Source organism: Variovorax paradoxus, assembly GCF_009755665.1.
GTDB classification, from domain to species: Bacteria; Pseudomonadota; Gammaproteobacteria; order Burkholderiales; family Burkholderiaceae_C; genus Variovorax; species Variovorax paradoxus_G.
In genome coordinates this window covers 4,216,831-4,233,323 of the sequence record NZ_CP046622.1, presented here as the reverse complement: position 1 = coordinate 4,233,323, position 16,493 = coordinate 4,216,831, and the positions used below count along the sequence as shown (strand labels likewise).

General features: G+C 66.9%; 14 protein-coding genes. 10 read left to right on the top strand and 4 right to left on the bottom strand.

The features are described from left to right. Positions 1-121 precede the first annotated feature (121 nt). The 6 genes from GOQ09_RS19700 to GOQ09_RS19675 all read left to right on the top strand — a co-directional run bounded on the left by GOQ09_RS19700 (position 122) and on the right by GOQ09_RS19675 (position 7,482). The gene (locus tag GOQ09_RS19700; RefSeq protein WP_157615063.1) at positions 122-1,105 is read left to right on the top strand and encodes a LysR family transcriptional regulator; all 984 of its coding nucleotides are present in this window, start codon (positions 122-124) and stop codon (positions 1,103-1,105) included. A gap of 176 nt (positions 1,106-1,281) precedes the next feature. Next, positions 1,282-2,565, top strand: coding sequence for an NCS2 family permease (locus GOQ09_RS19695; RefSeq protein WP_207309977.1), 1,284 nt, complete (start codon positions 1,282-1,284; stop codon positions 2,563-2,565). 102 nt (positions 2,566-2,667) lie between these two features. Next, on the top strand, positions 2,668-4,197 hold the full coding sequence (locus GOQ09_RS19690; RefSeq protein WP_157615061.1) for an ABC transporter ATP-binding protein: 1,530 nt from the start codon (positions 2,668-2,670) through the stop codon (positions 4,195-4,197). After that, a complete protein-coding gene (locus tag GOQ09_RS19685; protein WP_157615060.1) occupies positions 4,190-5,335 on the top strand; it encodes an ABC transporter permease in 1,146 nt (381 codons plus the stop codon). Before GOQ09_RS19690 ends, GOQ09_RS19685 begins: the two co-directional genes overlap by 8 nt. Before the next feature lies 1 nt (position 5,336). Continuing rightward, positions 5,337-6,257, top strand: a complete 921-nt coding sequence (locus tag GOQ09_RS19680; protein WP_157615059.1) for an ABC transporter permease — start codon at positions 5,337-5,339, stop codon at positions 6,255-6,257. Between the two features lie 49 nt (positions 6,258-6,306). Then, on the top strand, positions 6,307-7,482 hold the full coding sequence (locus GOQ09_RS19675) for a BMP family ABC transporter substrate-binding protein (protein WP_157615058.1): 1,176 nt from the start codon (positions 6,307-6,309) through the stop codon (positions 7,480-7,482). Positions 7,483-7,552: 70 nt separating this feature from the next. Here GOQ09_RS19675 and GOQ09_RS19670 read toward each other — a convergent pair whose 3' ends face one another. Then, a complete protein-coding gene (locus tag GOQ09_RS19670; RefSeq protein ID WP_157615057.1) occupies positions 7,553-8,698 on the bottom strand; it encodes a DJ-1/PfpI family protein in 1,146 nt (381 codons plus the stop codon). A 37-nt stretch (positions 8,699-8,735) separates the two neighbouring features. Here GOQ09_RS19670 and GOQ09_RS19665 point away from each other — a divergent pair, with 37 nt between their 5' ends. Then, positions 8,736-9,734 carry a GlxA family transcriptional regulator gene (locus GOQ09_RS19665; protein ID WP_157616768.1) on the top strand — a complete coding sequence of 333 codons (999 nt, stop codon included), beginning with the start codon at positions 8,736-8,738 and terminating at the stop codon, positions 9,732-9,734. Continuing rightward, entirely contained in the window at positions 9,721-10,905 is a 1,185-nt protein-coding gene (locus tag GOQ09_RS19660; protein WP_157615056.1) for an amylo-alpha-1,6-glucosidase, read from the top strand. The genes GOQ09_RS19665 and GOQ09_RS19660 overlap by 14 nt, the downstream gene beginning before the upstream one ends. Before the next feature lies 1 nt (position 10,906). Here the strand turns inward: GOQ09_RS19660 and GOQ09_RS19655 are convergent, their stop codons facing one another. After that, the gene (locus GOQ09_RS19655; RefSeq protein ID WP_157615055.1) at positions 10,907-11,920 is read right to left on the bottom strand and encodes a zinc-dependent alcohol dehydrogenase family protein; all 1,014 of its coding nucleotides are present in this window, start codon (positions 11,918-11,920) and stop codon (positions 10,907-10,909) included. Positions 11,921-12,058: 138 nt separating this feature from the next. Between GOQ09_RS19655 and GOQ09_RS19650 the strand changes: the two genes are divergently transcribed. Continuing rightward, complete coding sequence (locus GOQ09_RS19650) at positions 12,059-12,961, top strand: LysR family transcriptional regulator (protein ID WP_157615054.1); 903 nt, start codon at positions 12,059-12,061, stop codon at positions 12,959-12,961. Positions 12,962-13,005: 44 nt separating this feature from the next. Continuing rightward, the gene (locus GOQ09_RS19645) at positions 13,006-14,556 is read left to right on the top strand and encodes a serine hydrolase domain-containing protein (protein ID WP_157615053.1); all 1,551 of its coding nucleotides are present in this window, start codon (positions 13,006-13,008) and stop codon (positions 14,554-14,556) included. 14 nt (positions 14,557-14,570) lie between these two features. On the opposite strand, the gene GOQ09_RS19640 is transcribed toward GOQ09_RS19645, so the two are convergent. Together GOQ09_RS19640 and GOQ09_RS19635 are read right to left on the bottom strand one after the other, a co-directional pair. Continuing rightward, positions 14,571-15,809, bottom strand: coding sequence for a glycosyltransferase (locus tag GOQ09_RS19640; protein WP_157615052.1), 1,239 nt, complete (start codon positions 15,807-15,809; stop codon positions 14,571-14,573). After that, positions 15,806-16,390, bottom strand: coding sequence for a TetR/AcrR family transcriptional regulator (locus GOQ09_RS19635; protein ID WP_242630887.1), 585 nt, complete (start codon positions 16,388-16,390; stop codon positions 15,806-15,808). The genes GOQ09_RS19640 and GOQ09_RS19635 overlap by 4 nt, the downstream gene beginning before the upstream one ends. Positions 16,391-16,493 lie beyond the last annotated feature (103 nt).

Genomic DNA, 16,493 nt, shown 5'->3' with positions numbered 1-16,493 from the left:
CGTAGACTTTGGCGCATGTCCAAAGTCCTTCCCATGCCCCACGCCCTCGTCCTCTTCGCGAAACACCGCGGAACCGGCCTTGCCGGGCCATGGTTGCGGCTCGCCGTCGTGGGAGAACGCCATGCGTGACCAGGCGCTTTTCGACAAGATCGACCTGCACCTCATCCGGGTGCTGCACACCGTGCTGACCGACCGCAGCGTTTCGCGCGCCGCCATTCGCCTGGGCATGTACCAGCCGGCCGTGTCGGCCGCGCTGAAGCGCCTGCGCGAACTCTCGGGCGATCCGCTCCTGGTGCGCTCGGGCTCGGGCATGGTGCCGACCGATGCGGGGCTGCGGATGATCGAGCCGGCCGCGAGCATCCTGCGCGCAGCCGAAATGCTGTTCTCCGATGCGCGCGGCTTCGAGCCGCAATCGGCGGCCACCACCTTCCGCATTGCGGCCAGCGACTACATGGACCCGCTCTTCCTGCCGATGCTGGTGGCGCACGTGAAGCGCGAGGCGCCGCTATGCCAGATCGAGATCCATGCGCTCACGCCCGATTCCGACTACCACGGCCACCTCGCCCTCGGCCAGGTCGACCTGGTGATCGGCAACTGGCTCAAGCCGCCGGAAGACCTGCACATGGCGCGGCTCTTCGGCGACGAGGTGGTGTCGCTGGTCAACCAGGACCACCCGGCCGTGCGCCGCGGCTGGGACCTGGAAACCTGGCTCGCGGCCGAGCACATTGCGCCCACGCCCATGCACCCGGGCGGGCGCGGCATCATCGACCAGATGCTCGACGAACTCGGGCGCCAGCGCAACATCACGGCGCGCTGCGCGCACTTCAGCCTCATTCCGGACATGGTGGCTTCGAGCCTCCTGGTGCTCACCACCGGCCGCCAGTATTGCGAGCGCTTTGCCGCGCGCCTGCCGGTGAAGATTCTCGATTGCCCGGTGGCGCTGCCGCGCCTCATGTACTACCAGCTCTGGCACGAGCGCACCCATTCGTCGAGCTCCGCGCGCTGGCTGCGCGAATGCATCAAGGACGTGGCGGCCTCGCTTCGGCCCGCCTTCACCACGCCGGCCCAGCGGGCCCTCGCAGCGGAGGCTCCCGACCCGCCCTGACGAATCCTTCGGCCGCGCCGGCGTCGCGGCCGGGGCGACGATGAACGAACCGCCAAATACAACAGCTGGAGACAAGCGACATGAACAGGTTTGAAGAGGTGCCCAAGGTCACCGATCCCCACGCCTCGGGGACAGCCGCGCGCACCGCGCCGCGGAATGCGGGCTTGCTTGAACGCATGTTCAAGCTCACCGAGCACAACACCACGGTGCGCACTGAGGTCATCGCAGGGCTCACCACCTTCCTGACGATGGCCTACATCATCTTCGTGAACCCGTCGATCCTCGGCGACGCGGGCATGCCGAAGGGCGCGGTGTTCGTGGCCACGTGCCTGATCGCGGCGCTGGGCACGCTGATCATGGGCCTGTATGCCAACTACCCGATTGCCATGGCGCCGGGCATGGGCCTGAACGCCTACTTCGCCTATGTGGTGGTGCTGGGCATGGGCTACACGTGGCAGGTGGCGCTGGGCGCGGTGTTCATCTCGGGCTGCCTGTTCCTCATCGTCACGGTCACCGGGTTGCGGGAGCTGTTCATACAGGGCATACCGCAGTCGCTCCGAACGGCAATCACCGTGGGCATCGGCATGTTCCTCGCGCTCATCGCGCTCAAGAGCGCCGGCGTGGTGGCTGCCTCGCCGGTCACCTTCGTCACGCTGGGCGACCTGCATTCGGCGCCGGTGGTGCTGGCCACGGTGGGCTTCCTGGTGATCGTGGCGCTCGACCGGCTCAAGGTGCGCGGTGCCATATTGATCGGCATCATGCTGGTGACGGTGCTGTCGTTCTTCTTCGGCGGCAACAAGTTCCATGGCGTGTTCGATGCGCCGCCGTCCATTGCGCCCACCTTCATGCAGCTGGACATCCTGGGCGCGCTGAAGGGCGGCATTTTGAATGTGGTGCTGGTGTTCTTCCTGGTCGAGATGTTCGACGCCACCGGCACGCTGATGGGCGTGGCCAAGCGCGCGGGTCTCCTGGTGCCCGGCAAGATGGAGCGCATGAACAAGGCGCTCCTGGCCGACAGCGGCGCCATCTTCGCGGGCTCGCTGCTGGGCACCTCGAGCACCACGGCCTACGTGGAAAGCGCCGCCGGGGTGCAGGCCGGCGGCCGCACCGGCCTCACCGCCGTGGTGGTGGCGGCGCTCTTTCTTGCCTGCCTGATGATCTCGCCGCTCGCGGGCTCGGTGCCGGCCTACGCCACGGCGCCGGCGCTGCTGTTCGTGGGCTGCCTGATGCTGCGCGACCTGGTCGAGCTCGATTGGGAAGACACCACCGAGGTGATTCCCGCGGCGGTGACGGCGCTGGCCATGCCCTTCACTTATTCGATTGCCAACGGCTTGGCCTTCGGCTTCATCACCTACGCCGTGCTCAAGCTGTTCACCGGCCGGGCACGGGAAGTGCATGCGATGGTCTGGGTGATCGCAGCAATTTTCCTGTTCAAGTTCGCCTACATCGGCGGACACTGAGCAAAGCGCCGTCGGGCGCCGATGGTTGCGGGGACGCTATTAAACTTGTAGCTATGTTTTCCGCTTGTTGCTGTTGAACGAGACAAACCCACGAAACCCGGCATGACAACCCCCAGACTCCAGCTCGCGAACATCACCAAGCGCTACCCCGCGGTGGTGGCGAACAGCGACATCTCGCTGGCCGTGGCGCCCGGCGAAATCCATGCAGTGCTCGGCGAGAACGGCGCCGGCAAGTCGACGTTGATGAAGATCATCTACGGCTCGGTCAAGCCCGACGAAGGCACGGTCGTCTTCGACGGCCAGGCCGTCAACCTGCGCAACCCGCAGCAGGCCAGGGCGCTGGGCATCAGCATGGTGTTCCAGCACTTCAGCCTGTTCGACACGCTCACCGTGGCCGAAAACGTGTGGCTGGGCCTGGACAAGTCGCTGCAGCTGGCCGAAGTGGCCCGCAGCATCACGGCCAAGGCGAGCGAATACGGGCTCGACATCGACCCCTCTCGCCCGGTGCACACGCTCTCCGTGGGCGAGATGCAGCGGGTGGAAATCATCCGCGCGCTGCTCACCAGCCCCAAGCTGCTGATCTTGGACGAACCGACCTCGGTGCTCACGCCGCAGGCGGTCATCAAGCTCTTCACGGTGCTCAACAAGCTGGCCTCCGAGGGCTGCAGCATCCTCTACATCAGCCACAAGCTGCACGAGATCCGAGAACTGTGCACGGCCTGCACGGTGCTGCGCGGCGGCAAGGTCACGGGCGTGTGCAATCCGCAGAACGAAAGCAACGAGTCGCTCTCGCGGCTGATGATCGGCGCCGAGCCGCCGCCGCTCAAGCACCGGCCGGTGCATGCGGGCGCGGTGGCGCTGCGCGTCGACAAGCTGTCCCTCACTCGCGAAGACCAGTTCGGCGTCGACCTCGACGGCATTTCGTTCGAGGTGCGCGCCGGCGAGGTGGTCGGCATTGCGGGCGTGTCCGGCAACGGCCAGAAGGAGCTGCTCTACGCGCTCTCGGGCGAAGACGTGCGCGCCGAGCCCGCGATGGTGCGGGTGTTCGACAAGCCGGCCGGCCGGTTCAGGCCCCGCGCGCGGCGCGCGCTCGGCCTGCACTTTGTGCCCGAAGAACGGCTGGGCCGCGGTGCGGTGCCTACGCTCGGCCTTGCGCACAACCTCTTGCTCACGCGCGGCAATGCGGTGGGCAAGGGCGGCTGGATTCGCACCGGGGCGCTCGAAAAACATGCCCGCGGCATCATCGAACGCTTCAATGTCAAGGCCGGCGGACCGAATGCCGCGGCGCGGTCGCTCTCGGGCGGCAACCTGCAGAAGTTCATCGTCGGCCGCGAGATCGACGCCAACCCCAAGCTCTTCATCGTCGCGCAGCCGACCTGGGGCGTCGACGTGGGCGCCGCCGCGCTCATTCGCAGCGAAATTCTCGCGCTGCGCGATGCGGGCTGCGCTGTGCTGGTGGTGAGCGAAGAGTTGGACGAGCTGTTCGACATCAGCGACCGGCTGCATGTGATTGCCAAGGGCCGCCTCTCGCCATCCATCGACCGCGCGGCCGCCACGCTGCCGCAGATCGGCGAGTGGATGAGCGGCCTTTGGGAGCAGAAGAACAACAATAAGGAGGCGGCCCATGCTTAAGCTCGAGCCTCGTCCGGAGCTTTCGCGGTTCTGGACCTTCGCCTCGCCGATCCTGGCGCTGCTGATCACCGTGCTCATCGGCGTGGCCTTGTTCGCCGCGCTGGGCAAAGACCCCGTCAAGGGCCTGCTGGTGTTCTTCTACGAACCCATCAAGAGCGGGTACGCCATTGGCGAGCTCACGATCAAGGCCACGCCGCTGCTCATCATCGCACTCGGCCTGGCGGTGTGCTTTCGCTCCAATGTGTGGAACATCGGCGCGGAGGGCCAGTTCGTGTTCGGCGCCATTGCCGCGGGCGGCGTCGCGCTGATGGCCGACAAGACCACCGGTTCATGGATCGTGGTGGCCATTCTTGTTGCGGGCACCCTCGGCGGCATGGTGTGGGCCGGCATCGTGGCGTTCTTGCGCGACAAGTTCAACGCGAACGAAATCCTTGTGAGCCTGATGCTGGTGTACGTGGCCACGCTGCTGCTCGGCTACATGGTGTTCGGCCCGTGGAAAGATCCGCAGGGCTACAACTTTCCGCAATCGAAGACCTTCGAGGCCGTGACGCAGATTCCGCGGCTCTTCAAGGGGTCGCGCGTGAGCATCGGTTTGATCATCGCGCTGCTGGGCGTGGGCGCGCTGTGGGTGTTCCTGTTCCGCACCCGGGCGGGTTTTGCGCAGCAGGTCGGCGGGCTTGCGCCGGCGGCCGCACGCTACGCTGGCTTCTCTGCACGGCGCGCCATCTGGATCGCACTGCTCACCTCGGGCGGGGCGGCAGGCCTGGCAGGCGCGCTCGAAGTGGCCGGCCCGCTTGGCCAGCTCACGCCGTACGTGCCGGCGGGCTACGGCTTCGCGGCCATCATCGTGGCCTTCGTCGGCCGGCTGCATCCGGTCGGCATGGTGTTCTCGGCCATCCTCATGAGCATGTTCTACATCGGCGGTGAGTTGGCGCAATCGCGTCTCGGCCTGCCCAAGTCGCTCACCGGCGTGTTCCAGGGCCTGCTGCTCTTCACGCTCCTGGCCTGCGACACGCTCATCGCCTACCGCATCCGCCGCAAGGCAGCCGCCAAGGCCGCCACCCACACGACGAGCTCGCTGCAAGCCAGCACGCCGCTCACGGCCCCGGCCGCGCGGTCGACCGAAGGAGCCCTCTGACATGGACAGCTACGCACTCCTGCTGGGTTCCACCCTCAGCGCCGGCACCGTACTCGCCATCGCGGCGCTGGGCCTGTTGATCAACGAGAAAGCCGGCATCGTCAACCTCGGCGCCGAAGGCATGATGCTCTGCGCCGCCATCGCGGGCTTTGCGACGGTGGTCACTACGCACAACCCTTGGCTCGGTTTCCTGGCCGGCATGGCGGCCGGCGCATTGCTTGCGGCCTTCTTCGGCGTGCTGGTGATCTGGCTCAACACCAACCAATACGCCACCGGCCTTGCGCTCAGCCTGTTCGGCGTCGGCTTCTCCGCATTCGTGGGCATCAACTTCGTGCAGGCCAAGCTGCCTGAGAGCGTGTCGTATGCCGTGCCGGTGCTCAGCGACATTCTGCTCGTCGGACCCGCGCTGTTCCGGCATCACCCCATGGTGTACTTTGCCGTGGTGCTGACTTTCGGCCTGATTTGGTTCTTGTACCGCACCCGCGCCGGCCTGGTGTTGCGCTCGGTGGGGGAGTCGCCGGAATCGGCGCATGCGCTCGGCTACCCGGTGCGGCGCATCCGCTTCATGGCCGTGATTGCGGGCGGCGCGCTGTGCGGGCTGGCGGGCGCGTACCTCTCGACCGTCTACACGCCGCTCTGGGTCGAGGGCATGGTCGCGGGCCGCGGCTGGATCGCGCTCGCGCTCACCACCTTTGCCACCTGGCGGCCGATTCGCGTGCTTCTGGGCGCCTACCTCTTCGGCGGCGTCTCTATGCTGGGCTTTCACCTGCAGAGCAGCGGCGTCGACGTGCCGCCGCAGTTTCTCAGCATGCTGCAGTACATCGCGCCCATCGTCGTGCTGGCGCTCATTTCGCGCAACCCGGCGTTCATTCGCATCAACATGCCGGCATCCATCGGAAAGCCGTTCTACCCCGGCTCATAATCTCGCATTTCGATTTCCGCCAACCTGTCCTTTTTGAGGATTTCCGACAATGAATGATCTGAACAAGCGCTCTTCCCTGCTCAAGCTCGCCGCCCTGACCGCGGTGGCTTCGGCAGCCCTGATCGGCTGCGGCAAGAAAGAAGAGGCGGCGCCTCCGGCCGCGGCCCCCGCGCCCGCCCCGGCGCCTGCTGCCGCCGCACCGGCACCGGCCGCGCCGCTCAACATCGCATTCGCATACATCGGCCCGGTGGGAGACGGCGGCTGGACCTTCGCGCACGACAACGGCCGCAAGGCGCTCGAGAAGGAATTCGGCGACAAGATCAAGACCACCTTTGTCGAGAGCGTGCCCGAAGGCGCCGACGCCGAACGTGTGTTCCGCGACATGGTCGGCCAGGGCAACAAGCTGATCTTCGGCACCACCTTCGGCTACATGGAGCCCATGCTCAAGGTGGCCGCCGACAGCAAAGAGGTGAAGTTCGAGCACGCCACCGGCTACAAGACGGCCGAGAACATGCGCACCTACGACAGCCGCACCTACGAAGGCGCCTACATGGCCGGCGTGATTGCCGGTGCCATGACCAAGACCAACACGCTCGGCGTGGTGGGCTCGGTGCCCATTCCGGAGGTGCTGCGCAACATCAACAGCTTTACGCTGGGCGCGCAGTCGGTCAACCCGAAGATCACCACCAAGGTGGTGTGGGTGAACGAATGGTTCAGTCCGCCCAAGGAAACCGAAGCCGCGACCGCCCTCATCAACGGCGGTGCCGACGTGCTGTTCCAGAACACCGACTCGCCCGCCGTGCTCAAGACCGCACAGGAAAAAGGCAAGCGCGCCTTCGGCTGGGATTCGGACATGACCGCCTACGGCCCCAAGGCCCACCTCGCGTCCGCCACCATCAACTGGGCGCCTTACTACATCAAGGCTACGCAAGACGCGCTCGACGGCAAGTGGGCCACCGGCCAAAGCTGGTGGGGCGTGAAGGAAGGCGCCATCGACATCGTCTCCATCGCTGAAGACGTGCCGGCCGAAACCAAGGCCAAGGTCGAAGAAGTCAAGAAGGGCCTGAAGGACGGCAGCTTCGTGATCTGGAAGGGCCCGATCCTCGGCCAGGACGGCAAGGAAGTGGTTGCCAAGGACGCCGTGGCCGACGACAAGTTTCTCTCTGGCGTGAACTTCTACGTCAAGGGCGTCGAAGGCAAGGTGCCGGGCGGCGACAAGAAGTAATCACTTCGAGCCTTGCATCAAAAGAAGGGTCGCCTGCGGGCGGCCCTTTTTGTTTTTGCACGGCTCGAGATCAGCTCGGGCAGCCGCTCACAGGTCCCGGGTATTCCATCTCGAGCATGACCCAGCTTCGCCGCGATGCGCCGTAGCGCTCGCCGATCTCGCACAGCGTGCGGTCCAGTTGCTGCACGGGCTTGAGCGTTGCCGAGAGCGGCAGGGGCGGTGGGCTGTCGGCGGCAGGTCGGGCCATGAGCACCAGCCCGCTGCGCAGCGTCACCGGGCCCGAAACCGACACCGCCTCCACGCTGGCGCGCCCGCTGCGCGACCAGGCATCGGCCACGAGCGCCAGGGCAATGTCGTCGCTGCCGTTGTGCACCTCGATGCTGCGCCGCTGCTGGCGCCAGAACGCCGCCTTGTTCAGCAGAAAGTCGGCTCTGCGGCCTGTGTCGAGATAGAACGGCCTGCTGTCGTGCTCAGGGCTCCAGGAGGCCACGCCCAGTTCGGCGGCGAGTGCCTTTGCCTTCCCGGGCCCGCCGATGGCTTCGACCAGCGCAAGCATCGTCGGCACCGAGGCGGTGATGCCTGTGGTCGTGGCTATGCCGCGGTCCATCACGTAGCGCTGGTGCGGCACGTAGGTGGCGCCCGGGTGGCGCTTCAGCAGCGTGCCGCGGTCGTACCAGTGGCCCGCAAAGCGCCGCCCGTCGAGCAACCCGGCCTGGCCGACCACCCGCGCGCCCGAACACACACCAATCACGCGTGCACCCCGCGCCGCCTGCTGCTTCAGCCAGGCGGCAACGGCGGGGTTGTCGTCGGTGATCATCGCGGGCACGAGCACGTAGTCGGCGCCCGAGGGATGAAGCCGGTCGAAGCCGGCAAAGTCCTGTGCGCCGTCGATCTCCAGCGCTGGATACAGGCTCACCCGTCCGCTGCGCGGCGCCACGATGCGCACCTCGGCCATATCGGCACGCCGGAGTACCGCATGCGGCAGCAGCAGGTCGGTCATCTCTGTGCCTTCGTTCAGCGCGAGCACGGCAATCACGGGCCTGCCGGCACGAACCGGCTTCAGCGCATCGACAAAGGCCTGCTGTGCGCGCGCGAACATGGCCGCATCGGCCGGTGGCGGCGGCAGCAGCGGGGTGGTGCTTCCGCAAGCTGTTACCGCCAGCACGGCCAGCGTTGTAATACTTGCCTCTGCCAGCACTCGTAGTAACCTAAACATGCTGTCCCTCGATGACCGTGATGTCTTGAGCCTACGAATACCCACCCCCACCCACAAGGACGAAGAAGCCGCGGTTTCTGCCAGCGATGTGGTGCTTGTCGCGTTCGACGGTGTCGAGGCCATCGACGTCGCCGGCCCGGCGAGCGTGTTCAGCAAGGCCGAACTGCTGCGCCCCGGCAGCTACCGCCTGCACATCGCGTCGCCATCGGGCGGCAATGTGCTGACGAACGGCGGCCTGAGCTTTGCCGGAACGTGCAACCTGCGGCAACTGCCCGCCGCCATCGACACGCTCGTCATTGCGGGCGGCGACGAGCCGGGCGTGCGCGCGGCCATCGTCGACCAAGGCATCAGCGGATGGATCGCGGAAATTGCGCCCGGCGTACGCCGCATTGCCAGCGTGTGCAGCGGTGCATTCGCGCTTGCCGCAGCCGGCCTGCTCGACGGCCGCGAGGCCACCACGCACTGGCGCGCCTGCGACCAGCTGCAGGCGCTGTGGCCGCAGGTGCGGGTGCAGCGCGAACGCATCTACGTGCATGACGGGCCGGTGTGGACATCGGCCGGCGTCACCACCGGCATCGAGCTGGCGCTCGCGCTGGTCGAAGACGATCTCGGCCATGCCGTGTCGATGGAGATCGCCCGCACGCTGGCATTGCCCATGCTGCGCGGTGCCGAGCAGCCGCAGTTGAGCCAGGCGCTCGAGGCGCAGGCCTCGGCGAGCCATCGGCTGCGCGAACTGGTGGCGTGGATCGGCACGCATCCGCAGGACGATCTCTCGGTGGAGGCGCTGGCCGGGCGCGTGCAGATGAGCCCGAGAAATTTCGCGCGCGCCTTCGTGGCCGAGACCGGCCGCACGCCGGCGCGCTTTGTTGAACAGATTCGCGTGGCAGCCGCCGCGCAACTGCTGCGTCAGACGCAGTGGCCGCAAGACCGGATCGCGAGCCTCAGCGGCTTCGGATCGGTGGATGCATTGCAGCGTGCCTTCGCGCGGCAGCACGGCCTGACGCCGCAAGCCTATCGAACCCATGACCAAACTTGACGCTACCGCCCTTGCACTGATCGACAACTGCGCCCGGGCTTCGATCCAGCTCCTGGAACGCAACCTGACGCCGCATGGGATCTTGGCCGCCAGTCCCACCGAGGCGGCCGTGGCGCGGCGCTACACGCGCATCTTCGGACGCGACGCCGCTATTTGCGTGATGGCGATGTGCGGCAGCGGCGTGCCAGCGCTGGAGAAGGGCGCCGTTGCCAGCCTCGATGCGCTCGCGGCGCAGCAGGCCGCCAACGGGCAGATTCCGAAGTACGTCGACCCCGAAGGACTGGACGCCGACTTCTGGTACCTGGGCTGCATCGATGCCACGCTGTGGTGGCTGATTGCGGTGGACCATGTGCGCCGCCATGGCGAGGTGGGTGCCTCGCACTGGAGCGGCGAGGTGGAACGCGCCATCGGCTGGCTGCTGGCGCAGGAGCACCAGCACTTCAGGCTGCTGCAGCAGAACGAGGCCAGCGACTGGGCCGACATCATGCCCCGCTCGGGCTATGTGCTGTACACCAACGCGCTCTGGTACGACGTGAAGCGCCGCTTCGCGCTGGACCACGCCGCGGCCACCGAGCACCACTTCAATCACCTGTTCAATCCGTTCCAGCAAGACCTGCCCGAATACCATCGCGCCCGGTTGCTGCGGCACTACGCGCGACGCGGCCGGGACGACCCGGGCCTGTATCTCAGCTTCGTCAATCTTTCGTTCGTGGGCAACGAGGGCGATGTGTTCGGCAACGTGCTGGCCATACAGAGCGGGCTGGCCGACGCTCCCATGGCGCGCCGCATCGTCAAGACCATCGTGGCCGCACGCGCGGCAGAACCTTACCCCGTGCGAGTGGTGCTGCATCCGCTCACGCGCGAGCATGCGCTGTGGCGGCCGTACATGGCGCGCCATCAGCAGAACGTGGTGCACCAGTATCACAACGGCGGCATATGGCCCTTCGTCGGCGGCTTCTGGGTGATGGCGCTCGCGCGCACGGGCCTGCACGATCTGGCCTGGCCTGAGCTCGCGCGCCTTGCGCACGTGAACGAGCTCGGCAACTGGCGCTTCACCGAGTGGTTCCACGGCCGCACGCTGGTGCCGATGGGAATGGCGGGCCAGAGCTGGAACGCCGCCACCTTCCTGCTTGCGCAGCGTGCCCTGCAGGACGGCGAGGCGGCCTGGTAGCTCAAACCGTGAGAACGACCTTGCCGATGTGGCCCGCGCGTTCGAGGTACTGATGCGCCTGCACCACGTCGCCCAGCGCAAAGCTGCGGTCGATGCGCATCTGCAAGGCGCCGCTGGCCAGGCCCTCGTTGACGAAGCCCAGCCCGCGGCCGAACGCGTCCTCGTCGCGCGGCAGGCCCATGGTGGGCGAGCCGATGAACTCGAGAACCGTGTAGACGTGGAAGCGCCAGCTCTTGCGAAACTGCGCAAGAGCCGGGTACCTGAGTTCCGCGCCGCCGGAGAGCCCGTACAGCACATACCAGCCGCGCTGCGCGACAACGCCGCCCAGTCGCTCCAGCTGCGCACCGCCCACGCCGTCATACACGAGGTCGACGCCGCGGCCCTCGGTGACTGCCATCACGCGTTCGACCACGTCTTCGTCCTGGGTTACCACCACATGCGACGCGCCCGCATCGAAGAGCGCCTGGCGCTTGGCCGCCGTGCGGGTGGTTGCAATGGCGATGATGCCGGCCGCACGCGCCATCTGCAGCGCCGCGATGCCCGTGCCCGATGAGGCGCCTGTGACGAGCATCGTTTGCCCACGCTGCAGCCGCGCCATCTCGAACATCGGAAAGTAGCCCGTCAGGTAGGCCATGTAGGCGCCGGCGGCTTGCGCGGGTGAAAGGGTTTCCGGGTAGCGGACCACCTGGGTCGCGGGGAACAGGATGCTGTCGCCATAGGTAGGGTAGCGGCCCTGGTTGGCACCAGGCAGCACTGCAACGCGGTCACCCACCGAGAAGCCGCTGACGCCTGTGCCCACTGCGTCGATGACACCGGCAGCCTCGTTGCCCAAGCCGGCGGGCAAGATTGCATCTTCGATGTACAAGTTCTGTCGCCACAGCGCATCGGCCCAGTTCAGGCCGATGGCCTGCACCGCAATGCGCACCTCGCCGGCGCCGGGCGAGGGCGTTGCCACCTGCTCGATTTTCAGCACCTCGGCACCGCCGAACTCGTGAAAGCGAACCATCTTGCTCATACAAAAACACTCCTTGATTGAACGAAGGCTGCAGGAATGGAGCAGCCGACCAGGCCAATCTAGTGGCCCTGCTGCAATCAAGGAAATCGATTGATCCGATATTCGGTATGCACACAATCGATAGCTCCAAAGTGCCTGATGAAACCGATCGAACTCAGCCGAATCGACCTGAACCTGCTCACCGTGCTGGCGGCGCTCATGCGCGAGCGGCACGTCAGCCGCGCCGCCGAGCGGCTGAACCTGGGGCAGCCCGCGGTAAGCCACGCGCTGGCGCGGCTGCGCGAGCTCACGGGCGATCCACTGCTGGTGCGCCAGGGACGGGTGATGGAGCCGACCGAGCGCGCGCTGGCGCTGATGCAGGGGCTTGGGCCGGCACTCGACCAGATCGAGGCGACGCTGCGCGCGCAGGCGGAGTTCGAGCCCGGGCGCGCCGCGCCGGTGTTTCGCATCGGCCTGACCGACGACCTGCAGATCGCCATGCTGCCGCGGCTGCTTCGCGCGCTCGGTGCCGAGGCGCCGAGCGCCAGGCTGGTCACGCTCACCGTCTGCTACCGCAACGCTGCGCAGCACCTGGACGACGGGCAGGTCAGCGCGGTGATGAGCTTCCTGAAGGACCTGCCTGCGGGCGCGAAGGTCCGCAAGGTTCGCACGGCGCGTTTCGCAGTGCTGCGCGCCGACACCGCCGCCGGAAAGCTCGCGCTCGATGACTACTGCCGCCGGCGGCATGTGCTCGTGACCTATGCGGGCGACCTCTGCGGCACGGTCGACGAGACGTTGAGCGAACTCGGCAGGCAGCGCGACGTGGCTTTCTCGGTGCCGCAGTTCGGCAGCCTGCCCGCGGTGCTGGCCGGCACCGAGTTGCTGGCCACGGTGCCCGAGCACGTGGCGCAGGCGCTGTCGGCGCAAGGCGGTCTTCGCTACGAGGCCTTGCCTTTCGAAAGCCCGAGCTACCAGATCAGGCTGGCGTGGCGCGCCGTGACCGACAAGGACCCGGCGGAGGCCTGGCTGCGCAAGGCGATGCTGCGCGCCTTTGGCGATTGAAGCAGCGCCGATATGATCTGCGCCAGACTCAATGGGAGACCGGTATGCGAGTGCACGGCAAGACAGGTTTTCTGGCCAGCCTGATGGCCGGGCTGCTCTTTGCGGCCCTGCCGCTCAGGGCCGCACCGGCGGACGAGCCGGCCGTCTGGCCGACCGCCGGATGGCTGGCAAGCACACCCGAGACGCAAGGCATGGATTCCGCCGCCGTCGCCAGGCTGGTCGACTTTGGCGCCGAGAACGCGATGGACAGCCTGCTCGTCACGCGCCACGGAAGGCTGGTTGCCGAGGCCTACTACGCACCTTATCGCGCCAATCTCAAGCATGCGGTGAACTCCACCACCAAGGCCGTCGTCGGAACGCTCACCGGCATGGCGATCCAGGACGGGCTGCTGGCTTCGCGCGACCAGAGCGTGATCGACTTCTTTCCCGAGCGCAGCATCGCAAATCTGGATGCGTCGAAGAAGGCAATGACCCTCGGGCACCTGCTCGACATGACCTCGGGCATCGACTGGAAGGAAAAGCTCGACGATTCGGTACCCGAGACAGCACTGCAGTTCGGGCGCAGCCGCGACTGGCAAGGCTTTGTGCTCGACCGCCCGATGGCGCAACCGCCCGGCGGCGGCTTCAACTACAACAGCGGCAACACGCATCTGCTCTCGGCCATTCTTGCGAAGAAGACAGGCGGCAGCACGCTGGCCTATGCACAGCGCAGGCTGTTCCAGCCGCTGGGCATCGGCGACGTTCGCTGGCGCAAGGACCCGCAAGGCATCGAGACCGGCGGCTTCGGCCTTTACCTGCATCCGCGCGACATGGCGAAGATCGGCTATCTCTACCTGCGCAAGGGCCAATGGGAGGGGCGCCAGCTGCTGCCCGCCGCGTGGGTGGACCAGGTGTTCAACGCCTCGGTGAACATGGAGTTTCGCGATGGCCCCGTGTTCCGGTATGCAAATGGCTGGTGGACCATTCCGGAAAAGCGCGCCTACATTGCCGCGGGCATGAACCGGCAGCTGATCATCGTGCTGCCAGAGAGCGACGTGGTTGCCGTGGTCACAGGAAGGCGCAACTACCGGTTGCCCCCGTTCATCGACATGATCGCGGCTGCTGCCCGTTCAGCCGGGCCGCTGCCTGAAGACGGCGCCGCGCAGGCCCTGCTGGCCGATCGCATTCGCGCCGCTTCCGTAGAAAGGCAGAGCTCCGCGGCGCCCGCGCCCGAGCTTGCTGCGGCGGTCTCGCGCAAGGTGTGGCAATTCGATCGCAATGTGTTGGGTGTGCGGCGGCTGATGCTCGATCTCACGGCGGCCAATCCAAACTACGAGATACTTTTCGACAACGCACGCGCCGACGCGCCTGCCGAGCCGGTGACCGGGCCGCTGGGGCTCGATGGCTACTACCGCATCAACGAGAAGGTTGCCGATGCGCCGGTTGCGGTGAGAGGCGACTGGGTCGAACCGCAGGTCTTTCGCATTTTTTCGCGCTCGCTCAGCGATGGCGATGTGTCGATGTACCTGCTGCGCTTTGATGGCGCCAAGCTGAACGTTGCGTTCGAAAACAACCGGGGTTTCAAGACCCAGGTGCAAGGACGGGCCGCGGACTAGTGGCAACCATCGGATCAGTTGGCAGCCGCCACGATCTTCTCGATGGCCTCCACGGCCCGCCCCAGGCCGTCTTCCGCTCGCATCTGCCCTCCCAGAGCGTGCGCCTTGGCACGCACCTCCGGGCGATCTGCAAATGCAATGGCCCGCGCAAGTCGGTCCGCACCCAGGCGGTTGCCCGCGACGGCCTCGGGTGCAACGCCCGCCAGCGCCAGCCGGTGCGCCCAAAAGGGCTGATCGCCCGCAAAGGGCACCACCACCGATGGCACTCCCGCGCGCGCGGCCGAATGCGTGGTGCCCGAACCGCCGTGATGCACCACGACCGACATTCGGGGAAACAGCCAGTCGTGCGGCGTGTCGCCCACCACATGGAAGTTGGCGGGCAGCGACTGCACGTCGATGCCGCTCCAGCCCGGGTTGAGTACGGCGCGCCGGCCCGCGACGGCATCGACCACCACCTGGCGCAGGCGGCTCGCATCGAAACCGGTCATGCTGCCGAAGCCGATGTAGACCGGTGCCTCGCCCGCGGCGAGGAAGGTGCTTAGCGACTGCGGCGGCTGCCAATCGGGTGCCGGCGGCATCCACTGGCCGCACACGGCTGCGTTCGCGGGCCAATCGGCCGGCCGCGGCACAAGGCTGGGCGAAAAGCCGTAGAGCGCCGGGTGCGCGGTCCACATTCGCCGGCGCGATGGCAGGCCGCACACTTCGGCGCGAGCCACATTCAGCGCGGGCCGGAATGCACGCCACAGCATCGCAGTGACAAGATGATGGCTGGCGCGATTCAGAAAGCGCGGCACGCGCGAAGGCGGCAGGAAGGGTGATGCGAACTCGCGGGTCGGCGTGAGCGGGAACATGCCGGCACCGATGGCCGGCACATCGAGGGCTTCCGCTGCCGACAGCCCCACGAAAGCGGCGAGCCCTGCACACACGATGGCGTCGCAACCGCGCGCGGTCTCGACCGTTTGCCGCAGCCAGGCTGCGGCTTGCACGTTGGCGATGTTCGCGAGCGCCTTGGCGGCCGCGCCGGGCCGGTCGCTCGGCGCCACGACGTTGGCAATGGCCCCGCCGGTGCCCAACGCGCCGCGGATGTCGCCTGCCAATGCATGCGAGCGCACGCCGAGCCGCTGCGCGGTGCTCAGCGTGGATGCGTCCGCCAGCAGCACCGAGGCGTGGCCCGCGTTGTCGAGCGCATGGCACAGCGCCGCGAGCGGGCGGGTATCGCCCTCGGTGCCATAGGTAACGACGGCGATCTTCATGCGCGCTTTCTCCGCAGTGGCTTGCCGGCGGCACGGGCGCCGCCGACAAAGATTTCGACAATGACCGCAAACTCGTCGCCGAGCGCCAGGCCCGGTTGTGTGAGCCATCGCATCAGCGCGCCGAAGTACAGGTGGTGCAGCAGCGAAGCCAGGTGCTCGGCGGGCAGGTCGGCGCGCAGTGTGCCGTCTTGCTGCGCCTGTGCGATCAGCAGCGCAAAGAGCCCCGCGAGGTCGCGCGGGCGCCCTTGGGCATCGCCGGCGTCGAGCTCGTCCTCGATGTTGAGAAAGCGAAACCGGAAGTAGTCGAGCAGGTAGGCCCGGTAGCGCTCCGACCATTCGGCCGACGCGTCGAGCAGCTGCATCAGCCGCGACTCGAAACTGCCGGGCTTCTCGGCCAGCCGGCTCAGCCGCTGCGTGTCCGCCGCCAGTTCCTTGTGCACCCAGTGCGCGAGGATCGCCTCCTTGGTTGGAAAGTGGTTGTACAGCGTGCCCTTGGCCACGTCGGCCTGCAGCGCAATCTGTTCCATCGTGGTGGCGTTGTAGCCGTCGGTTTCGAAGAGCCGCATGGCAGCGGTTGCCACGCTGTCGAGCGTTTGGGCGCGGCGCCGCTCGCGCCTGCCTGTAGGTTCTGCGTCTGCCAAAGGTTAGCCACTGAAATATGAACGTCGTTCAAGTTTATACGAT

Coding starts and splice junctions, on each gene's coding strand:
- GOQ09_RS19700 (WP_157615063.1), top strand. CDS start 122: ATGCGTGACCAGGCGCTTTTCGACAAGATCGACCTGCACCTCATCCGG.
- GOQ09_RS19695 (WP_207309977.1), top strand. CDS start 1,282: ATGTTCAAGCTCACCGAGCACAACACCACGGTGCGCACTGAGGTCATC.
- GOQ09_RS19690 (WP_157615061.1), top strand. CDS start 2,668: ATGACAACCCCCAGACTCCAGCTCGCGAACATCACCAAGCGCTACCCC.
- GOQ09_RS19685 (WP_157615060.1), top strand. CDS start 4,190: ATGCTTAAGCTCGAGCCTCGTCCGGAGCTTTCGCGGTTCTGGACCTTC.
- GOQ09_RS19680 (WP_157615059.1), top strand. CDS start 5,337: ATGGACAGCTACGCACTCCTGCTGGGTTCCACCCTCAGCGCCGGCACC.
- GOQ09_RS19675 (WP_157615058.1), top strand. CDS start 6,307: ATGAATGATCTGAACAAGCGCTCTTCCCTGCTCAAGCTCGCCGCCCTG.
- GOQ09_RS19670 (WP_157615057.1), bottom strand. CDS start 8,698: ATGTTTAGGTTACTACGAGTGCTGGCAGAGGCAAGTATTACAACGCTG.
- GOQ09_RS19660 (WP_157615056.1), top strand. CDS start 9,721: ATGACCAAACTTGACGCTACCGCCCTTGCACTGATCGACAACTGCGCC.
- GOQ09_RS19655 (WP_157615055.1), bottom strand. CDS start 11,920: ATGAGCAAGATGGTTCGCTTTCACGAGTTCGGCGGTGCCGAGGTGCTG.
- GOQ09_RS19650 (WP_157615054.1), top strand. CDS start 12,059: ATGAAACCGATCGAACTCAGCCGAATCGACCTGAACCTGCTCACCGTG.
- GOQ09_RS19645 (WP_157615053.1), top strand. CDS start 13,006: ATGCGAGTGCACGGCAAGACAGGTTTTCTGGCCAGCCTGATGGCCGGG.
- GOQ09_RS19640 (WP_157615052.1), bottom strand. CDS start 15,809: ATGAAGATCGCCGTCGTTACCTATGGCACCGAGGGCGATACCCGCCCG.